At 74.9% G+C, this 14,453-nt stretch carries 12 protein-coding genes; 2 read left to right on the top strand and 10 right to left on the bottom strand.

Going from position 1 to position 14,453, the window contains the following annotated elements:
• Window positions 1-12: 12 nt before the first annotated feature.
• Genes GA0070609_RS17445 through argC form a run of 7 tightly spaced genes read right to left on the bottom strand, consistent with a single transcriptional unit; the run spans window position 13 to window position 7,202 of the window.
• Window positions 13-1,218, bottom strand: coding sequence for an argininosuccinate synthase (locus GA0070609_RS17445; RefSeq protein ID WP_088994754.1), 1,206 nt, complete (start codon window positions 1,216-1,218; stop codon window positions 13-15).
• Window positions 1,215-1,730 carry an arginine repressor gene (locus GA0070609_RS17450; protein ID WP_088994755.1) on the bottom strand — a complete coding sequence of 172 codons (516 nt, stop codon included), beginning with the start codon at window positions 1,728-1,730 and terminating at the stop codon, window positions 1,215-1,217. The genes GA0070609_RS17445 and GA0070609_RS17450 overlap by 4 nt, the downstream gene beginning before the upstream one ends.
• Window positions 1,727-2,707: an ornithine carbamoyltransferase gene (gene argF / locus GA0070609_RS17455; protein ID WP_088994756.1), complete on the bottom strand. Its 981-nt coding sequence runs from the start codon at window positions 2,705-2,707 to the stop codon at window positions 1,727-1,729. The genes GA0070609_RS17450 and argF overlap by 4 nt, the downstream gene beginning before the upstream one ends.
• Window positions 2,704-4,029 (bottom strand): acetylornithine transaminase, encoded by a 1,326-nt coding sequence (locus tag GA0070609_RS17460; protein WP_088994757.1) that lies wholly within the window; start codon window positions 4,027-4,029, stop codon window positions 2,704-2,706. Before GA0070609_RS17460 ends, argF begins: the two co-directional genes overlap by 4 nt.
• On the bottom strand, window positions 4,026-4,976 hold the full coding sequence (gene argB / locus GA0070609_RS17465) for an acetylglutamate kinase (RefSeq protein ID WP_088994758.1): 951 nt from the start codon (window positions 4,974-4,976) through the stop codon (window positions 4,026-4,028). Before argB ends, GA0070609_RS17460 begins: the two co-directional genes overlap by 4 nt.
• Entirely contained in the window at window positions 4,973-6,145 is a 1,173-nt protein-coding gene (gene argJ / locus GA0070609_RS17470; RefSeq protein ID WP_088994759.1) for a bifunctional glutamate N-acetyltransferase/amino-acid acetyltransferase ArgJ, read from the bottom strand. Before argJ ends, argB begins: the two co-directional genes overlap by 4 nt.
• A 55-nt stretch (window positions 6,146-6,200) precedes the next feature.
• Window positions 6,201-7,202, bottom strand: a complete 1,002-nt coding sequence (gene argC, locus GA0070609_RS17475) for an N-acetyl-gamma-glutamyl-phosphate reductase (RefSeq protein WP_088994760.1) — start codon at window positions 7,200-7,202, stop codon at window positions 6,201-6,203.
• 268 nt (window positions 7,203-7,470) lie between these two features.
• Here argC and GA0070609_RS17480 point away from each other — a divergent pair, with 268 nt between their 5' ends.
• Window positions 7,471-9,273: a DivIVA domain-containing protein gene (locus GA0070609_RS17480; RefSeq protein ID WP_088994761.1), complete on the top strand. Its 1,803-nt coding sequence runs from the start codon at window positions 7,471-7,473 to the stop codon at window positions 9,271-9,273.
• A gap of 27 nt (window positions 9,274-9,300) precedes the next feature.
• Here the strand turns inward: GA0070609_RS17480 and GA0070609_RS17485 are convergent, their stop codons facing one another.
• From GA0070609_RS17485 to GA0070609_RS17495, 3 genes are read right to left on the bottom strand one after another with little or no spacing between them, the layout of a single operon-like run.
• A complete protein-coding gene (locus GA0070609_RS17485; protein WP_088994762.1) occupies window positions 9,301-10,326 on the bottom strand; it encodes an NAD-dependent epimerase/dehydratase family protein in 1,026 nt (341 codons plus the stop codon).
• An 8-nt stretch (window positions 10,327-10,334) separates the two neighbouring features.
• The gene (locus GA0070609_RS17490) at window positions 10,335-11,126 is read right to left on the bottom strand and encodes a glycosyltransferase family 2 protein (protein ID WP_231928323.1); all 792 of its coding nucleotides are present in this window, start codon (window positions 11,124-11,126) and stop codon (window positions 10,335-10,337) included.
• Complete coding sequence (locus GA0070609_RS17495) at window positions 11,123-12,328, bottom strand: nucleotide sugar dehydrogenase (RefSeq protein ID WP_088994763.1); 1,206 nt, start codon at window positions 12,326-12,328, stop codon at window positions 11,123-11,125. The genes GA0070609_RS17490 and GA0070609_RS17495 overlap by 4 nt, the downstream gene beginning before the upstream one ends.
• Before the next feature lie 232 nt (window positions 12,329-12,560).
• Here GA0070609_RS17495 and GA0070609_RS17500 point away from each other — a divergent pair, with 232 nt between their 5' ends.
• The gene (locus tag GA0070609_RS17500; RefSeq protein ID WP_172899356.1) at window positions 12,561-14,447 is read left to right on the top strand and encodes an AfsR/SARP family transcriptional regulator; all 1,887 of its coding nucleotides are present in this window, start codon (window positions 12,561-12,563) and stop codon (window positions 14,445-14,447) included.
• Window positions 14,448-14,453: the final 6 nt, after the last annotated feature.

Consider the following 14,453-nt stretch of genomic DNA (forward strand, 5'->3'; position numbering starts at 1 on the left):
TGGTGCTCACGATCAGGCGCCACCCAGCCGGGCGTCCCGGGCCGCCGCCATCTTGCTCGGCAGGCCCCACAGCTGCACGAAGCCCTTGGCCAGGGACTGGTCGAAGGTGTCGCCGGTGTCGTAGGTGGCCAGGCCGAAGTCGTAGAGGCTGGCCTCGGAGCGCCGGCCGGTCACGGTGGCCCGGCCGCCGTGCAGGGTCAGCCGCACCTCGCCGGAGACGTGCTGCTGGGCGTCGTCGATGAACGCGTCCAGCGACCGCTTCAGCGGCGAGAACCACAGGCCGTCGTAGACCAGCTCGCCCCAGCGCTGGTCCACGCCGCGCTTGAACCGGGCCAGGTCGCGCTCGACGGTGACCGCCTCCAACTCCTGGTGGGCGGTGATCAGCGCGATGGCGCCCGGCGCCTCGTACACCTCGCGGCTCTTGATGCCGACCAGCCGGTCCTCGACCATGTCGAGCCGGCCGACGCCCTGGGCGCCGGCGCGCCGGTTGAGCTCCAGGATCGCCTGGTACGGGGTCACCGTCTCGCCGTCCACGGCGACCGGCACGCCGGCGTCGAAGGTGATCACGACCTGGTCGGGGTCGCGCTCCTGGGCCGGGTCCGAGGTGTACGAGTAGAGGTCCTCGATGGGGCCGTTCCAGATGTCCTCGAGGAAGCCGGTCTCCACCGCGCGGCCCCACAGGTTCTGGTCGATCGAGTACGGCGACTTCGCCGACACGTCGATCGGCAGGCCCTTCTCCTCGGCGAAGGCGATCGCCTTGTCCCGGGTCCAGGCGAAGTCCCGGGCCGGCGCGATGATCTTCAGGTCGGGCGCGAGCGCGCTCAGACCGACCTCGAAGCGGACCTGGTCGTTGCCCTTGCCGGTGCAGCCGTGCGACACGATCGTGCCGCCGTACTTCTTCGCGGCCGTGACCAGGTGCTTGACGATCAGCGGCCGGGACAGCGCGGAGACCAGCGGGTAGCGGTCCATGTAGAGGGCGTTGGCCCGGATCGCCGGCAGGCAGTACTCGGCGGCGAACTCGTCGCGCGCGTCGACCACCTCGGACTCCACGGCGCCGCAGTCCAGCGCGCGCTGCCGGATGACGTCGAGGTCCTCGCCGCCCTGCCCGACGTCGACCGCCACCGCGATCACCTCGGCGCCGGTCTGCTCGGCCAGGTACGGAATGGCGACGGAGGTGTCCAGCCCTCCGGAGTACGCCAGGACGACCCGCTCGGTCATGGTGTGGTGCTCCCTTCAACGTTCTCTTCCCGGCGGGCCCAGCCGGCGAGCTTCTCGCCGAGCGCGGCCCCGCCGACGGCCTCGCGGGCCACGACGAGGATGGTGTCGTCGCCGGCGATGGTGCCGACGACCTCGGGCAGGCCCGCTCGGTCCAACGCGCTGGCCAGGTAGTGCGCCGCGCCCGGCGGGGTGCGCAGCACGGCGATGTTGCCGCTGGAGTCGACCCCGTTGAGCAGCTCGCGCAGCAGCCGCACCAGCCGGGCCGGAGCGGCCTCGGCCTCGCGCAGCGGCCGCTGGCCGTCCTCGGGGATCAGGTAGACGGCCCGTCCGTCGCCGCCGCGGACCGTGACCGCCCCCAGTTCCTTCAGGTCCCGGGAGAGGGTGGCCTGGGTGACCTGGATGCCGTCGCCGGCGAGCAGGTCGGCCAGTTCGGTCTGCGAGTGGATCGCCTTGTCGCGGATCAACTCGACGATGCGGGCGTGCCGGGCGGCGCGGGTCAGCGGGGCGGTCATCGGTTCTCCCTGGTCGCGGTGGCGCCCGGCGCCGCCGCGTCGGGTGCCGCGGTCGCGGCCTCGAGGAGGAACGTGAGCAGCGCCTTCTGGGCGTGCAGCCGATTCTCCGCCTGGTCGAAGACAGCGCTGCACGGGCCGTCGAGCACCTCGTCGGTGATCTCCTCGCCCCGGTGCGCGGGCAGGCAGTGCAGCACGATCGCGTCCGGCGCGGCCTGGCCGAGCAGGTCGGCGTTGACCTGGTACGGCCGGAACGGCGTGATCCGGTCCAGCCCGTCGTCCTCTTGGCCCATCGAGGTCCAGGTGTCGGTGGCCACCACGTCGGCGCCCTTGACCGCCTCGGCCGGGTCGGTCAGCACGTTCACCGAACCGCCGGTGCCGGCGGCGATCTCGGCGGCCCGGCCCACCACCGCGGGGTCGGGGGCGAAGCCGGCCGGGCCGGCCACCCGTACGTGCATCCCGGCGGTCGCCCCGGCCAGCAGGTACGAGTGGGCCATGTTGTTGGCCCCGTCGCCCAGGTACGCCAGGGTGCGCCCGGCGGTGCCGCCGCACCGCTCCCGGACGGTGAGCAGGTCGGCCAGGAGCTGGCAGGGGTGGAAGCCGTCGGTGAGCGCGTTGACCACCGGCACGCTCGCCCCGGCGGCCACCTCGGCGATCCGGTCGTCGCCGTGGGTGCGCAGCACGATCGCCGCGACGTAGCGGGACAGCACCCGCCCGGCGTCGGCCAGGGTCTCGCCCCGGCCGAAGTGGGTGACCTGGGTGTCCACCACCAGCGGGTGGCCGCCCAGCTCGGCGATGCCGGCGTCGAACGAGATCCGGGTGCGCAGGCTCTGCTTGTCGAAGAGCACCGCCACCGACCGTGGCCCGGCCAGCGGCCGGTGGGCGAACCGGTCCGCCTTCATCCGCGCGGCCAGGTCCAGCACCGCCGACTGCTCGGCGGGGGTCAGGTCGTCGTCGCGCAGGAAGTGCCGGGGGCTCATGGGGTCGTCTCCGGGGTGGTCGGGGTGGGTGCGGCGGTCGGGCCGCCGGCCGTCGGAGCGATCGCCGTCGGGGCGCCCGCGCTGGCGACGGGAGCGGCCGGGGCGGTCGCCGTCGGAGGAGCGGGAGCGGTCGGGGCGGTCGCGCCGGCGGCGGCGGGCGTCGTGGCGGCCAGGGCGGCGGGCAGCGCGGCCAGGAACGCGTCGACCTGGGCGGCGGTGAGGATCAGCGGCGGGGCGAGCCGGACCACGCCGGGTTGCACCGGGTTGACCAGGAAGCCGGTCTCCCGCAGCGCCTCGGCCAGCACCGCCGAGACCGGGGCGGTGAGCACCACGCCGAGCAGCAGGCCGGCGCCGCGCACCTCGCCCACCAGCGGGTGGCCGAGCGCCTCGATGCCCCGACGCAGCCGCTCGCCGACCCGCTTGACGTGGTCGAGCAGCCCGTCGCCGGCGATCGTGCTCACCACCGCGAGCGCGGCCGCGCAGCTGACCGGGTTGCCGCCGAAGGTGGTGCCGTGCGAGCCGGGGCGGAGCAGCTCGGCGGCCCGCCCGAAGGCCAGGCAGGCGCCCAGCGGCAGCCCGCCGCCGAGCCCCTTGGCCAGGGTGACCACGTCGGGGTCGACGCCCTCGGCCTGGTGGGCGAACCAGTGCCCGGTGCGCCCGATGCCGGTCTGCACCTCGTCGAGGACCAGCAGCGCGCCGTGCCGGGCGGTGATCCGCCGGGCGGCGGCCAGGTAGCCGGCCGGGGGGACGACCACGCCGTTCTCGCCCTGGATCGGCTCCAGGATCACCATCGCGGTGGCGTCGGTGACGGCCGCCTCCAGCGCGGCGACGTCGCCGTAGTCGACGTGGGTGACCTCGCCGGGCAGCGGTCGGAACGGGTCGGCCTTGGCCGGCTGGCCGGTGAGCGCCAGCGCGCCCATGGTGCGGCCGTGGAAACCGCCCCGGGTGGCGACCACGTGGGTGCGGCCGGTCAGCCGGGAAAGCTTGAACGCCGCCTCGTTGGCCTCCGCCCCGGAGTTGGCGAAGAAGACCCGACCGGGGCGGCCGGCGAGCGCCAGCAGCAGCTCCGCGAGGGCCACCGGCGGCTCGGCGACGTAGAGGTTGGAGACGTGCCCGAGCGTCGCGACCTGCTTGGACACGGCGGCCACCACGGCCGGGTGGGCGTGGCCGAGGGCGTTCACCGCGATCCCGCCGACCAGGTCGACGTACTCCCGGCCGGCCTCGTCGACCACGACCGCGCCGGAGCCGGCGACCAGGGCCAGCGGCGGCGTGCCGTAGTTGTCCATCATGGCCTGCGACCAGCGCTCGACGAGGGTGCTCATGACGGCACGGAACCTTCCTTGTTGGCGACTGCGGGGCCTGGCCGCTCCGCTTCCGCACCCTGCGCGCTCACGACCATGGTGCCGAACCCCTCCGAGGTGAAGACCTCGAGCAGAGTGGAGTGGGCGACCCGGCCGTCGACGACGTGCGCGGCGGGCACACCCTGGCGCACCGCGCGCAGGCAGGCTTCCATCTTGGGGACCATCCCCGATTCCAGGCGCGGCAGCAGCTTCGCCAGGTCGTCGGTGCTGATCTCGGAGACCAGGCTGTCGGTGTCCGGCCAGTCGGCGTAGAGGCCGGGCACGTCGGTGAGCACGACCAGCTTGCGCGCGGCCAGGGCGACCGCGAGCGCGGCGGCGGCGGTGTCGGCGTTGAGGTTGTGCAGCACCCCATCGGCGTCCGGGGCGACGGTCGAGATCACCGGGATCCGGCCGGCCGCGATCAGGTCGGTGACCGCCGAGACGTCGACCGACTCCACGTCGCCGACCTGCCCGACGTCGACCGGCTGGCCGTCGACGTACGCGGGCCGGCGCACCGCGGTGAACAGCCCGGCGTCCTCGCCGGAGAGGCCGACCGCGAACGGGCCGTGCGCGTTGATCAGCCCGACCAGTTCCCGGCCGACCTGGCCGACCAGCACCATCCGGACGACGTCCATCGCCTCCGGGGTGGTGACCCGCAGGCCGCCGCGGAACTCGCTGTCGATGCCGAGCCGGCCGAGCATGGCGGAGATCTGCGGCCCGCCGCCGTGCACCACGACCGGCTTCAGGCCGGCGTAGCGGAGGAAGACCATGTCCGCGGCGAAGGCGCGTTGCAGCTCGGGGTCGACCATGGCGTTGCCGCCGTACTTGACCACGACGGTGGAGCCGGAGAAGCGGGCCAGCCAGGGCAGCGCCTCGATCAGCGTGGCGGCCTTGGCCTGGGCGCGGGTGAGGTCGGTGGTGAGGCTCATGTCGAGTAGGCCGAGTTCTCGTGCACGTACGCGTGGGAGAGGTCGTTGGTCCAGATGGTGGCCGCGGCGTCGCCGGCGTGCAGGTCGATCCGGATGGTGACGTCCCGTCCGCTGAGGTCGACCTTCGAGCGGTCCTCGGCGGCGGCGCCGGAGCGGCACACCCAGACCTCGTTGACCGCGACGTCGATCCCGTCCGGCTCGAAGGCGGCGTCGGTGGTGCCGACGGCGGCGAGGATCCGGCCCCAGTTCGGGTCGTTGCCGAACAGCGCGGTCTTGACCAGGTTGTTGCGGGCCACCGCCCGGCCGACCTCGACCGCGTCGTCCTCGCTGGCCGCGCCGACCACCTCGACCGCGATCTGCTTGGTGGCGCCCTCGGCGTCGGCGACGAGCTGCTGGGCCAGGTCGTGGGCGGCCGCGGTGACCGCCGCGGTCAGCTCGGCCACGCCGGGCGTGATGCCGCTGGCACCGCTGGCCAGCAGCAGCACGGTGTCGTTGGTGGACATGCAGCCGTCGGAGTCGACCCGGTCGAAGGTGACCCGGCACGCCTCGCGCAGCGCGGCGTCGAGCACCTCCGGCCCGGCCACCGCGTCGGTTGTCAGCACGCAGAGCATGGTGGCCAGCCCGGGGGCCAGCATGCCGGCGCCCTTGGCCATCCCGCCGACGGTCCAGCCGCTGCCCTGGGCCACCGCGGTCTTCGGCCGGGTGTCGGTGGTCATGATGGCCTCGGCGGCGGGGGCGCCACCGTCGCGGGACAGCCCGCGCACCGCCTTGTTGACGCCGGAGAGCAGCGCGGCCATGGGCAGCCGCTCGCCGATCAGGCCGGTGGAGCAGACCGCCACCTCGCCGGCGCCCAGCATCAGCCGGGCGTTGGCGGCGCTGAGCGCGCCGGCGGTGTGTTCGGCGGTGGCGTGGGTGTCCTGGAAGCCGGCGGGGCCGGTGCAGGCGTTGGCGCCGCCGGAGTTGAGCACCACGGCGCGGACCACCCCGCCCCGGACCACCTGCTGGGTCCAGAGCACCGGTGCCGCCTTGACCCGGTTGGCGGTGAACACCCCGGCCACACCGGCGTCCGGGCCGTCGTTGACCACCAGCGCCACGTCACTGGCGCCGCTGGCCTTCAGCCCGGCCGCGACGCCGGCGGCCCGGAATCCACGGGGAACGGTGACGGTCACGGCGCCATCCCTTCGTTCGTGACTGCGGGGCTCTGCTGCGCCGCACTCCGCGCGCTCACGGCGCGACCCCCCAGACGGACAGGCCGGTGCTCTCGGGCAGGCCGAGCATCAGGTTGGCGCACTGCACGGCCTGGCCGGCCGCACCCTTGCCGAGGTTGTCCAGCGCGCTGACCACGACCGTCCGGCGGGAGTCGACGTCGACGGTGGCCTGCAGGTGGCAGGAGTTGGAGCCGAGGGTGGCCGCGGTGTGCGGCCACTGCCCCTCTTGCAGCACGTGCACGAACGGCGCGTCCGCGTACGCCTCGGCGAGCACCGCCTGCGGGTCGACGCCGCGGGCCGGCACGGCGGTGACCGTGGCCAGGATGCCGCGCGGCATCGGCGCGAGGACCGGGGTGAAGGAGAGGCTGGTGGCGCCGGTGGCCTGCTTGATCTCCGGCACGTGCTGGTGGGTGCCGACGCGGTAGGGCGACAGGTCGCCCATCACCTCGCTGCCGAGCAGGTGCGGCTTGGCCGCCTTCCCGGCGCCCGAGGTGCCGGAGGCGGCCACCACGACCACGTCGGCCGGCTCGGCGGCGCCGGCGGCGATCAGCGGGGCCAGGGCGAGGGTGATGGCCGCCGCGTAGCAGCCGGTGTTGGCGACCCGGGTGGAGCCGGCGATCGCGGCCCGCTGCCCGGGCAGCTCCGGCAGGCCGTAGGTCCACCGGCCGGCGTGGGTGCCGCCGTAGTACTGCGCCCAGTCGTACGGGTCGGCCAGCCGGTGGTCGGCGCCGAGGTCGACCACCCGCACCTCGTCCGGAAGCTGGCTGGCCAGGGCCGCCGACTCGCCGTGCGGCAGGGCCAGGAAGACCAGGTCCGCGTCGGCCAGCGTCGCCGGGTCGGTCTCGGCGAGCACCAGGTCGAGCCCGGCGAGCTGCGGGTGGACGGCGTCGACCCGGTGCCCGGCCTGGCTGTGCGCGGTGGCCGCGACCAGCTCGAACTCCGGGTGCCCGGCGACCAGGCGGAGCAGCTCGCCGCCGGCGTAGCCGCTGGCCCCCGCGACCGCGACTCGGATACCCATACTCACCTCCGCATGACTATGCATCAACGCTAGCAATGATGATCGCTCGCTGCAAGTTCATGCAGCCCAATGCATGAGAATGGGACGTGACGCCGGTCACAGTCAGTCGCCCCGACCTCACTCGGTCGACACCCACGCAACCGGCGCGAAGAGGTGGGTGGGGTGGGACCGCGGGCCGTACCGGGCGGCGGTAGCGTTGCGCCACATTCGTCGCCGGTGGGCGGTCAGCCGTCGGCGGAACCGCTCGGGATCGTACGGAGGATGGCGCATGTCCCACGGCGAAGAGCCGCACCCGGTGCGCGATGAGCCGGCCGGGCGGCCGGGGTTCGAGACCGCCCTGCGCGGCTACGACAAGCGGCAGGTCGATCGCTACGTCGAGCAGGTCGACGGCCGGCTCGCGGCGCTGACCGCCGAGCGGGAACAGGCCACCGCCGAGATCCGGGCGCTCGATGCGCAGCTGCAGCGGCTCCGCGCCGAGCTGACCGAGGTGCGCCAGCGCCCGGCACAGCCGGAGCGGGCCTCCTTCAGCGACCTCGGGCCGATGGTCGAGCAGATCCTCGGGCTGGCCGAGAAGCAGGCCGAGGCGATCACCGGCGCTGCCGAGCAACGCGCCGGGGAGCTGCGGGCGGAGGCCGAGTCGGTGCTGGCGGCGGCCCGGGAGCGGGTCGCCGAGGCGCTGCGGACCCTGGAGGAGGAGACCGCCGCCCGCCGCGCCGAGCAGGAACAGGCGTACGCGGAACGGCAGGCGGCGGCCGAGGCGGAGCTGGCCGAGACCCGTGCGGCCGCCGAGCAGGCCCGGGCCGAGGGCGAGGCCGCCCACCAGCACGCGATGCAGGAGGCGCAGCGGCTCAACGAGCAGAGCGCGCAGCAGGTCGAGCAGGCCCGCAACGCCGCCGAGGCGCTGACCAAGGCCGCCCGTACCCAGATCCAGCAGGAGGTCCAGGCGGCCCGCGCCCGCGGCCAGCAGGAGCTGACCCAGTGGCGGGCCGGCGTGGAGCGGGAACTCACCGAGCGCCGGGCCGCGGTCGAGCAGGAGCTGGCCGACCAGCGCGCGGCCGTCGAGGAGGAGCTGACGTCGCTGATCGCCGAGTCCCAGCAGTACGCCACCGAGCTGCGCGAGCACGCCGACGAGCAGGACGCCGCGCACGCCGAACAGCTCGCCGCCGTCCAGCGGGAGATCACCGAGCGGCGGGAGGCGCTGGCTCAGCTCCGCGCCGAGCTGGAGACCGCCCAGCAGCAGCTCGCCCGGGCCCGCCAGGACTGCGCGGGCGCGGAGCGGGAGCTGGTGCAGCTGCAGCGGCGGCTCAGCGAGGTGCAGCGGGAACTGGCCGACGAGGCGGCCCGGCTGGACGCGGCCCGGCAGGCCGCGGAGGCCGCCGAGCAGCACGCCCGGGAGGTCCGCGCCCGGGTGCGCCGCGAGGCCAAGCGGGTGGCCGACCTGGCAGCGGCTGCGGTGATGGCGGCGGCCGCGGGCGGCACCGAGACCGCGGAGTTCCCGGTGGTGGCGCCCCGCCGCGGCGACGCCGCCGCCCGGCCGGCCGGCGTGGACTCGACCGCACCGGAGCCGGCCGCCCCGGACCCGATCGCGGCGGAGCCGACCGAATCGGAGGATGAAGGGACGGCGGTCACCGCGGTGATGCCGGAGGCCGAGCGGCCGACCTCGGCGACCAGCGCGGTGGACGACGAGCCGGCCCACCGGGCCACCGTGGCGGCTGGCCGGACGGGTGCCGGCGACGCCGAGCCGGCCGCGGCGCAGGCGGACGCCGAGCCGGCCGCGGCCCAAGCCGGCGCCACGCCGGACGCCGGGCAGAGGGGCGCCGCAGCGGCCGGCGTGGCCGCCCCGGACGCCGGGTGGGGACTCACCGCCGTGGCGGGGCGGACCGGCGCCGGAGGGTGGGGGGCCGGCGACGACCGGCAGCCCGCCGACCACGGCGGCCGGGCCGACGGCGACGGGGGGTCGCCCGTGGAGTGGTTCCCCCGGCCCGCGGGCCCGGTGGCCGAGGGCCACGACCGGCGCCCGGACGACGGTGCCGACCAGCGGCGCGACGGCGAGCCGGTGGTCACCGCCTGAGCGCCGGCCGGCGGGGTGGCGCCTCGGTCAGAGGCGCCCCTCCTCGACCGCGCGGGTCACCCAGGGGATGACCTCGTCCAGCATCTCGTCCAGCGAGGTGGTGGCGGTGAAGCCGAGCACCTCCCGGGACTTCGTCACGTCCGGCACCCGCTTCTGCACGTCGTACCGGTAAGGCTCGTCGGAGACGTACCGGAACGGCACGTCCGGACCCTTGATCTTGTGCCAGATCAGCTCGGCCAGTTCGAGGACGCTGGTCGACTCCGGGGTGGAGAGGTTGAAGTCCTCGTTGCGGGCCGCCGGGTGCTCGATCGCGGTGGCGATGCCGCGGGCCAGGTCACCGCCGTAGGTGTAGTGCCGCACCTGGTTGCCCTCGCCGAGGATGTGCAGCGGGTCCTGCCCCTTGACGATCTTCTGCACCAGATCGGGCACCACGTGCGACATGGCCAGCTTGACGTTGCCGGAGAGCACCTCGGCCTGGCCGAGCGCCCGCCCCTCCCCCACGCCGACGCAGTTGAACGGCCGGACGATGGTGTAGGGCAGCTGGTACTGCTCCCAGGCGGCCCGCGCGTAGTACTCCACGGCCAGCTTCTGGAAGCCGTACGACGACAGCGGCGGCGGGATGCGCCGCTCGTCCCCCTCGCGGCTGGGCCAGTGCTCGGTGGACTCGAACACCATCGAGGACGACAGGTAGGTGACCTTGGCCAGCCGGCCCTCCCGGTGTGCCCGGATCGCCGCGTCGCAGGTGGCCGCCATGATCCGCTCGTTGGTGGCGAGCAGGTCGTAGGCGTACGCGTGGAAGTAGGAGATGCCGCCGATCATCGCCGCGCCGGCCACCAGGTGGTCGCACCCGTCGAGCAGCTCGGTGAGCAGGTCGACGTCGCGGGCGTCGCCCTCGACGAAGCGGAACCGTGGGTGGTCGTCGTAGCTGTGGGTGACCGGGCCGTACTTGGAGAAGTTGTCGATCCCGACCACCTCGTGGCCGCGCCCGAGCAGTTCCTCCACCAGGTAGCCGCCGATGAAACCGGCCGAACCAGTCACCAGGACCTTCGCCACGTGCGCTCCTATCCAGTCTTCTCGTACTCGGTGCTGCCCCGGGGGTCCGGCTGGCGCGGCACGGCGACGGCGCCCGTCCGCGCGGCCAGCTTCTCCCGGCTCAGCCGTCGACCGTAGGCGAAGAAGTACCACCGCAGGTAACCGGGGAGGAAGCGGCCCAGGTCGAAGTGGGACTCCCCGAGCGGACGGTCCAGCCAGATGGTCGGGATCTCGGCCACCGGCAGCCGCAACCGGTTGGCCTTGGCGGTCAGCTCCAGGCCGATCTCGAAGCCGGTGCGGGACTCGATCCCCACCTCCCGGACGAAGGCCGCGTCGTACGCCTTGAAGCTGTTGGTGGCGTCGCGGGTGCCGACCCGGGCGAACGTGTAGAGGGTGCGGCCGGCCCAGCGCGACAGCAGCCGCTTCAGCCGGGGGCCGCCGACCTGCTGCCCGCCGGGCATGTAACGGGACGCCGCCGCGACCACCACCCCCCGGTCGACCAGCCGGGCCAGCTCGTCGATTTGGCGCGGGTCGTCGCAGCCGTCGGCCATGGTCACCACCACCACCGGGGCCCGGGCGGCGTCGATGCCGAACCGGATCGCGTTCGCCGGCCCGCGGCCGTACGTGTTGAGCACGGTGCGCACCCGCGGGTCGGTGCGAGCCACCTCCTCGGCGTACGGGACGGTGGTGTCGTCGGGCATGTCGTGCACGATGAGCACCTCGGCGGGGAGCAGCACCTCCCGCAGCATCCGCTCCAGGCAGCGCAGGATCGCCGCGCCCTCGTTGTAGACCGGGACGATCACCGAGACGCGCGGCTTCACACCCGCACCCCCTGCCCGGTCAGCCCCCACATGTCGATCACCGGTTTGTCGGTCTCCAGCCGGGCGTACTGCTCGTGCGGTGCGGCGATGACCAGCAGGTCGGCGCGGCGCAGCACCTCGTCGAGGTCGACCAGCCGCTCGTCGGCCACGTACGGGTCGGTGCAGAGCGTCTCGCGGGTCTTCAGCGCCAGGATCTTGCGCAGCTTGTACGCCAGGCTCTCCCGCGGGTCGTCGCTGCCGCCCTTGAACGCCATGCCGAGGATGCCCACGGTCAGCTCGGACAGGTCGAACCGGTCCTCCAGCCGGGACACCAGGTAGAGCGGCAGCCCTTCGTTGATCAGCATCGCCGAGTGGCCGAGCACGAAGTTGTTCCGGTTGAACGCGGCCAGCTGCATGGTGTCCTTGAACAGGCACGGCCCGGCGGCGAAGCCGGGCATCGGCAGGTCCGCCGCGCGCGGGTAGTCGAACGCCACCGCGTGCCGGATCCGGGCGAAGTCCAGCCCGAAGTCGTTGGCCATCATCCAGAACTGGTTGGCGGTGGCGAACTTGATGTACCGCCAGGTGTTGGTGAACAGCTTCGCCAGCTCGGCCTCCTCCGGCTCGAGCGGCACGATCTGCTCGGTCAGGTGCCGGAACAGCTTCTCCGCCCGGGCCAGCGCCGCCGGCGTACGCGCCGCGACGATCTGCGGCAGCGCGAAGAGCTCGGTCATCGCCCGACCCTCGGCGATCCGCTCCGGGCAGAACGCCACGTCCACCCGGATGCCCTTGCCGGCCAGCAGCTTCTCGGTCAGCGCGGTGACGCCCGGGTAGACGGTGCTGCGCAGCACCACGAGCTGGCCGTCGCGCAGGTGCTCGGCGCAGCGATCCAGCGCCCGTGGCACGGCGGAGAGGTCCGGGTTGAGGTGCTCGTCGACCGGGGTGCCGACGACCACGACGAGGTGCTCGGAGACGCCGACGCTGGCCGGGTCGGTGGTCGCCCGCAGCCGGCCGGAGGCCACCGCCTCGGCCAGCGGCTCGGCCGCCCCCGGCTCGGCGAAGGGCAGCCTCGCCGCGTTCACCGTGGCGACCGCGTCGGCGTTGATGTCGTACAGCACCACCGAGAGCCCGCGCGCGGCGAACGCGATGCCCAGCGGCAGGCCGACCCGGCCACAGCCGCCCACGATGCAGACATCGACCGTGCTGACCGGCGGATCCTCGGACATGTTCTCGACTCCCGTGGGGGTGGCGGGGGTGTGGTTCCGGCGTCAGCCGGAATCCAAGCAGGTTATCCGCTGGAATGTGACTCGTGGGTAACCGAACATGCCGTCGCCGCTGACCTTTCGGCCGATGCGCGCGCTCACGAGGGGAGCCGCGAGCCATACATCGACTGGCATAATTACCTCGGCGGTGGTGTGGGGCCGACGACGGCCCGCGGGGGCACACAGCGGAGGTCGCATGGGGCTGTCGTTCCAGATCCTCGGCCCGGTCCGGGTCCTCCGCGACGGCCGCCCGCTGCGGTTGCCGGCCGGCCGGCCGACCGCGCTGCTGGTCACCCTGCTGCTGCACGCCGGCGTGGCGGTCCCGGTGGAGCGGCTGCGCCAGGAGCTGTGGGGCGGGCAGGCCCCCGCCTCCGCGGTGGCGAACCTGCGCAGCCACGCCAGCCAGCTCCGACACCTGCTCAGCGGTCCCGGCGAACCGGTGCGGCTGCACGCCGAGGGCGGCGGCTACCGGCTCCGGGTGGCGCCGGGTGAGCTGGACGCCACCGAGTTCGAGCGGCTGGTCACCGAGGGCCAGGCGGCCCGCGCCCGCGGCGAGCCGGCCGTCGCGGCCAACCTGCTGGAGCGGGCGCTGGCGCTCTGGTCGGAGACCGAGCCGCCGCCGGCGTACGGGGCGGTGACGGCGGCCGCGTTCGACCGGCTGCGCGAGCGCCGGGCCGGCGCCCGGGAGGCGTACGCCGGGTGCCGGCTGGAACTGGGCGACCCCGGCAGCCCCGCGCTGCTGGCCCTGCTCCGCGCCCACCTGACCGAGTACCCGTTGCGGGAGCCGGCCTGGGCGCTGCTGATGACCGCCCAGTGTCGGGCCGGCGACCAGGCTGCGGCGGTGCAGACGTACCGGAGCGCGTGCCGGGCGCTCGCCGGGGAGCTGGGCGTCTCCCCCGGCCCCGAGCTGGCCGAGCTGTACCGCTCGGTACGCCGGCACGACCCGCGGCTGCTGCCGGCCGGCAGCCGCGCCCGCCCGCGCGCCCGCGGCCGGCCCACCGGCCCCGGCCCGGCGGCGGTGCCGCACGAGCTGCCCTGCGCCACCGCGCCCTTCGTCGGCCGGCACGCCGAACTGGCCCGCCTCGGTGCCGCGCTGGCCGGCGCCGGCGAGCGTCCGGTCACGGTGTCGGTCTACGGCATGGCCGGCACCGGCAAGTCGGCCCTCGCGCTGCGGGCTGCGGCCGCGGCGCTGGACGCCTTCCCCGACGGCCAGCTCCACCTCGACCTGGGCGGCTCGGTCGCGGACGCCCTGCTGCCGCCGATCCAGGTGGCCAACCGGGTGCTCCGGTCGCTCTGCCCGACCTGCCGGCCGGAGCCGCCCAGCCTCGCCGAGGCCCGGGCCCGGATCCGGTCCCTGCTGTTCAACCGGCGGGTGCTGCTGGTGCTCGACAACGCCGCCGACGCCGCCCAGGTCGACGGTCTGCTGCCGGTACGCGGCGGCTGCGCGCTGCTGGTGACCAGCCGCACCCCGGTGCTCGACGGGGCGGACCGGCCGCTGCGGCTGGATCCGCTTCCCCCGGCGGACGGGCTCGCCCTGCTCCGGGCGGCGGCCGGCAACCGCCGGGTGAACGAGGAGCCGGAGGCCGCCGGCGCGGTGGTGGCGCTCTGCGAGGGGCTGCCGCTGGCGCTGCGTACCGCCGCCCGCCGGCTCGCCGAGGGGCCGCACTGGTCGCTGGGCCGGCTGGCCCGGTTGCTGCGCGACGAGCGCTACCGGCTCGCGGAGACCGGGCTGCGGCCCCGGCTGACCGCCAGCTACCGCCGGCTCGGGTCGGCCGCTCCGGTGTTCCGGCGGTTGGGCCGGGCCCGGCCGGGGCCGGTCACCGCCGAGCTGGCCGCCGCGCTGACCGGCCAGCCGCCCGAGGAGGCCGCGCGGGCCCTGGACCGGCTGGTGGCCGCGCAGCTCGCCGAGCCGGCCGGGCCGGGCCGGTTCCGCATCGGCGACCTGGTCCGGCTCTTCGCCGCCGAACTCGCCGCCGCTGAGCAGCCCGACCCCGGTCCCGACGCGGAGCGGCCCGGCCCGGACGACGGGCGGGCCGGACCGACCGTGCCAGGCCAGCGGCGCGCCACCGACCTGAGCGGCTGACGCGCC

The sequence above is a fragment of the Micromonospora echinaurantiaca genome (genome assembly GCF_900090235.1).
GTDB lineage: Bacteria > Actinomycetota > Actinomycetes > Mycobacteriales > Micromonosporaceae > Micromonospora > Micromonospora echinaurantiaca.

Excerpts from the sequence above, each read along its gene's own strand:
- GA0070609_RS17445 (WP_088994754.1), bottom strand. The coding sequence starts at position 1,218 with ATGACCGAGCGGGTCGTCCTGGCGTACTCCGGAGGGCTGGACACCTCC.
- GA0070609_RS17450 (WP_088994755.1), bottom strand. The coding sequence starts at position 1,730 with ATGACCGCCCCGCTGACCCGCGCCGCCCGGCACGCCCGCATCGTCGAG.
- argF (WP_088994756.1), bottom strand. The coding sequence starts at position 2,707 with ATGAGCCCCCGGCACTTCCTGCGCGACGACGACCTGACCCCCGCCGAG.
- GA0070609_RS17460 (WP_088994757.1), bottom strand. The coding sequence starts at position 4,029 with ATGAGCACCCTCGTCGAGCGCTGGTCGCAGGCCATGATGGACAACTAC.
- argB (WP_088994758.1), bottom strand. The coding sequence starts at position 4,976 with ATGAGCCTCACCACCGACCTCACCCGCGCCCAGGCCAAGGCCGCCACG.
- argC (WP_088994760.1), bottom strand. The coding sequence starts at position 7,202 with ATGGGTATCCGAGTCGCGGTCGCGGGGGCCAGCGGCTACGCCGGCGGC.
- GA0070609_RS17480 (WP_088994761.1), top strand. The coding sequence starts at position 7,471 with ATGTCCCACGGCGAAGAGCCGCACCCGGTGCGCGATGAGCCGGCCGGG.
- GA0070609_RS17495 (WP_088994763.1), bottom strand. The coding sequence starts at position 12,328 with ATGTCCGAGGATCCGCCGGTCAGCACGGTCGATGTCTGCATCGTGGGC.
- GA0070609_RS17500 (WP_172899356.1), top strand. The coding sequence starts at position 12,561 with ATGGGGCTGTCGTTCCAGATCCTCGGCCCGGTCCGGGTCCTCCGCGAC.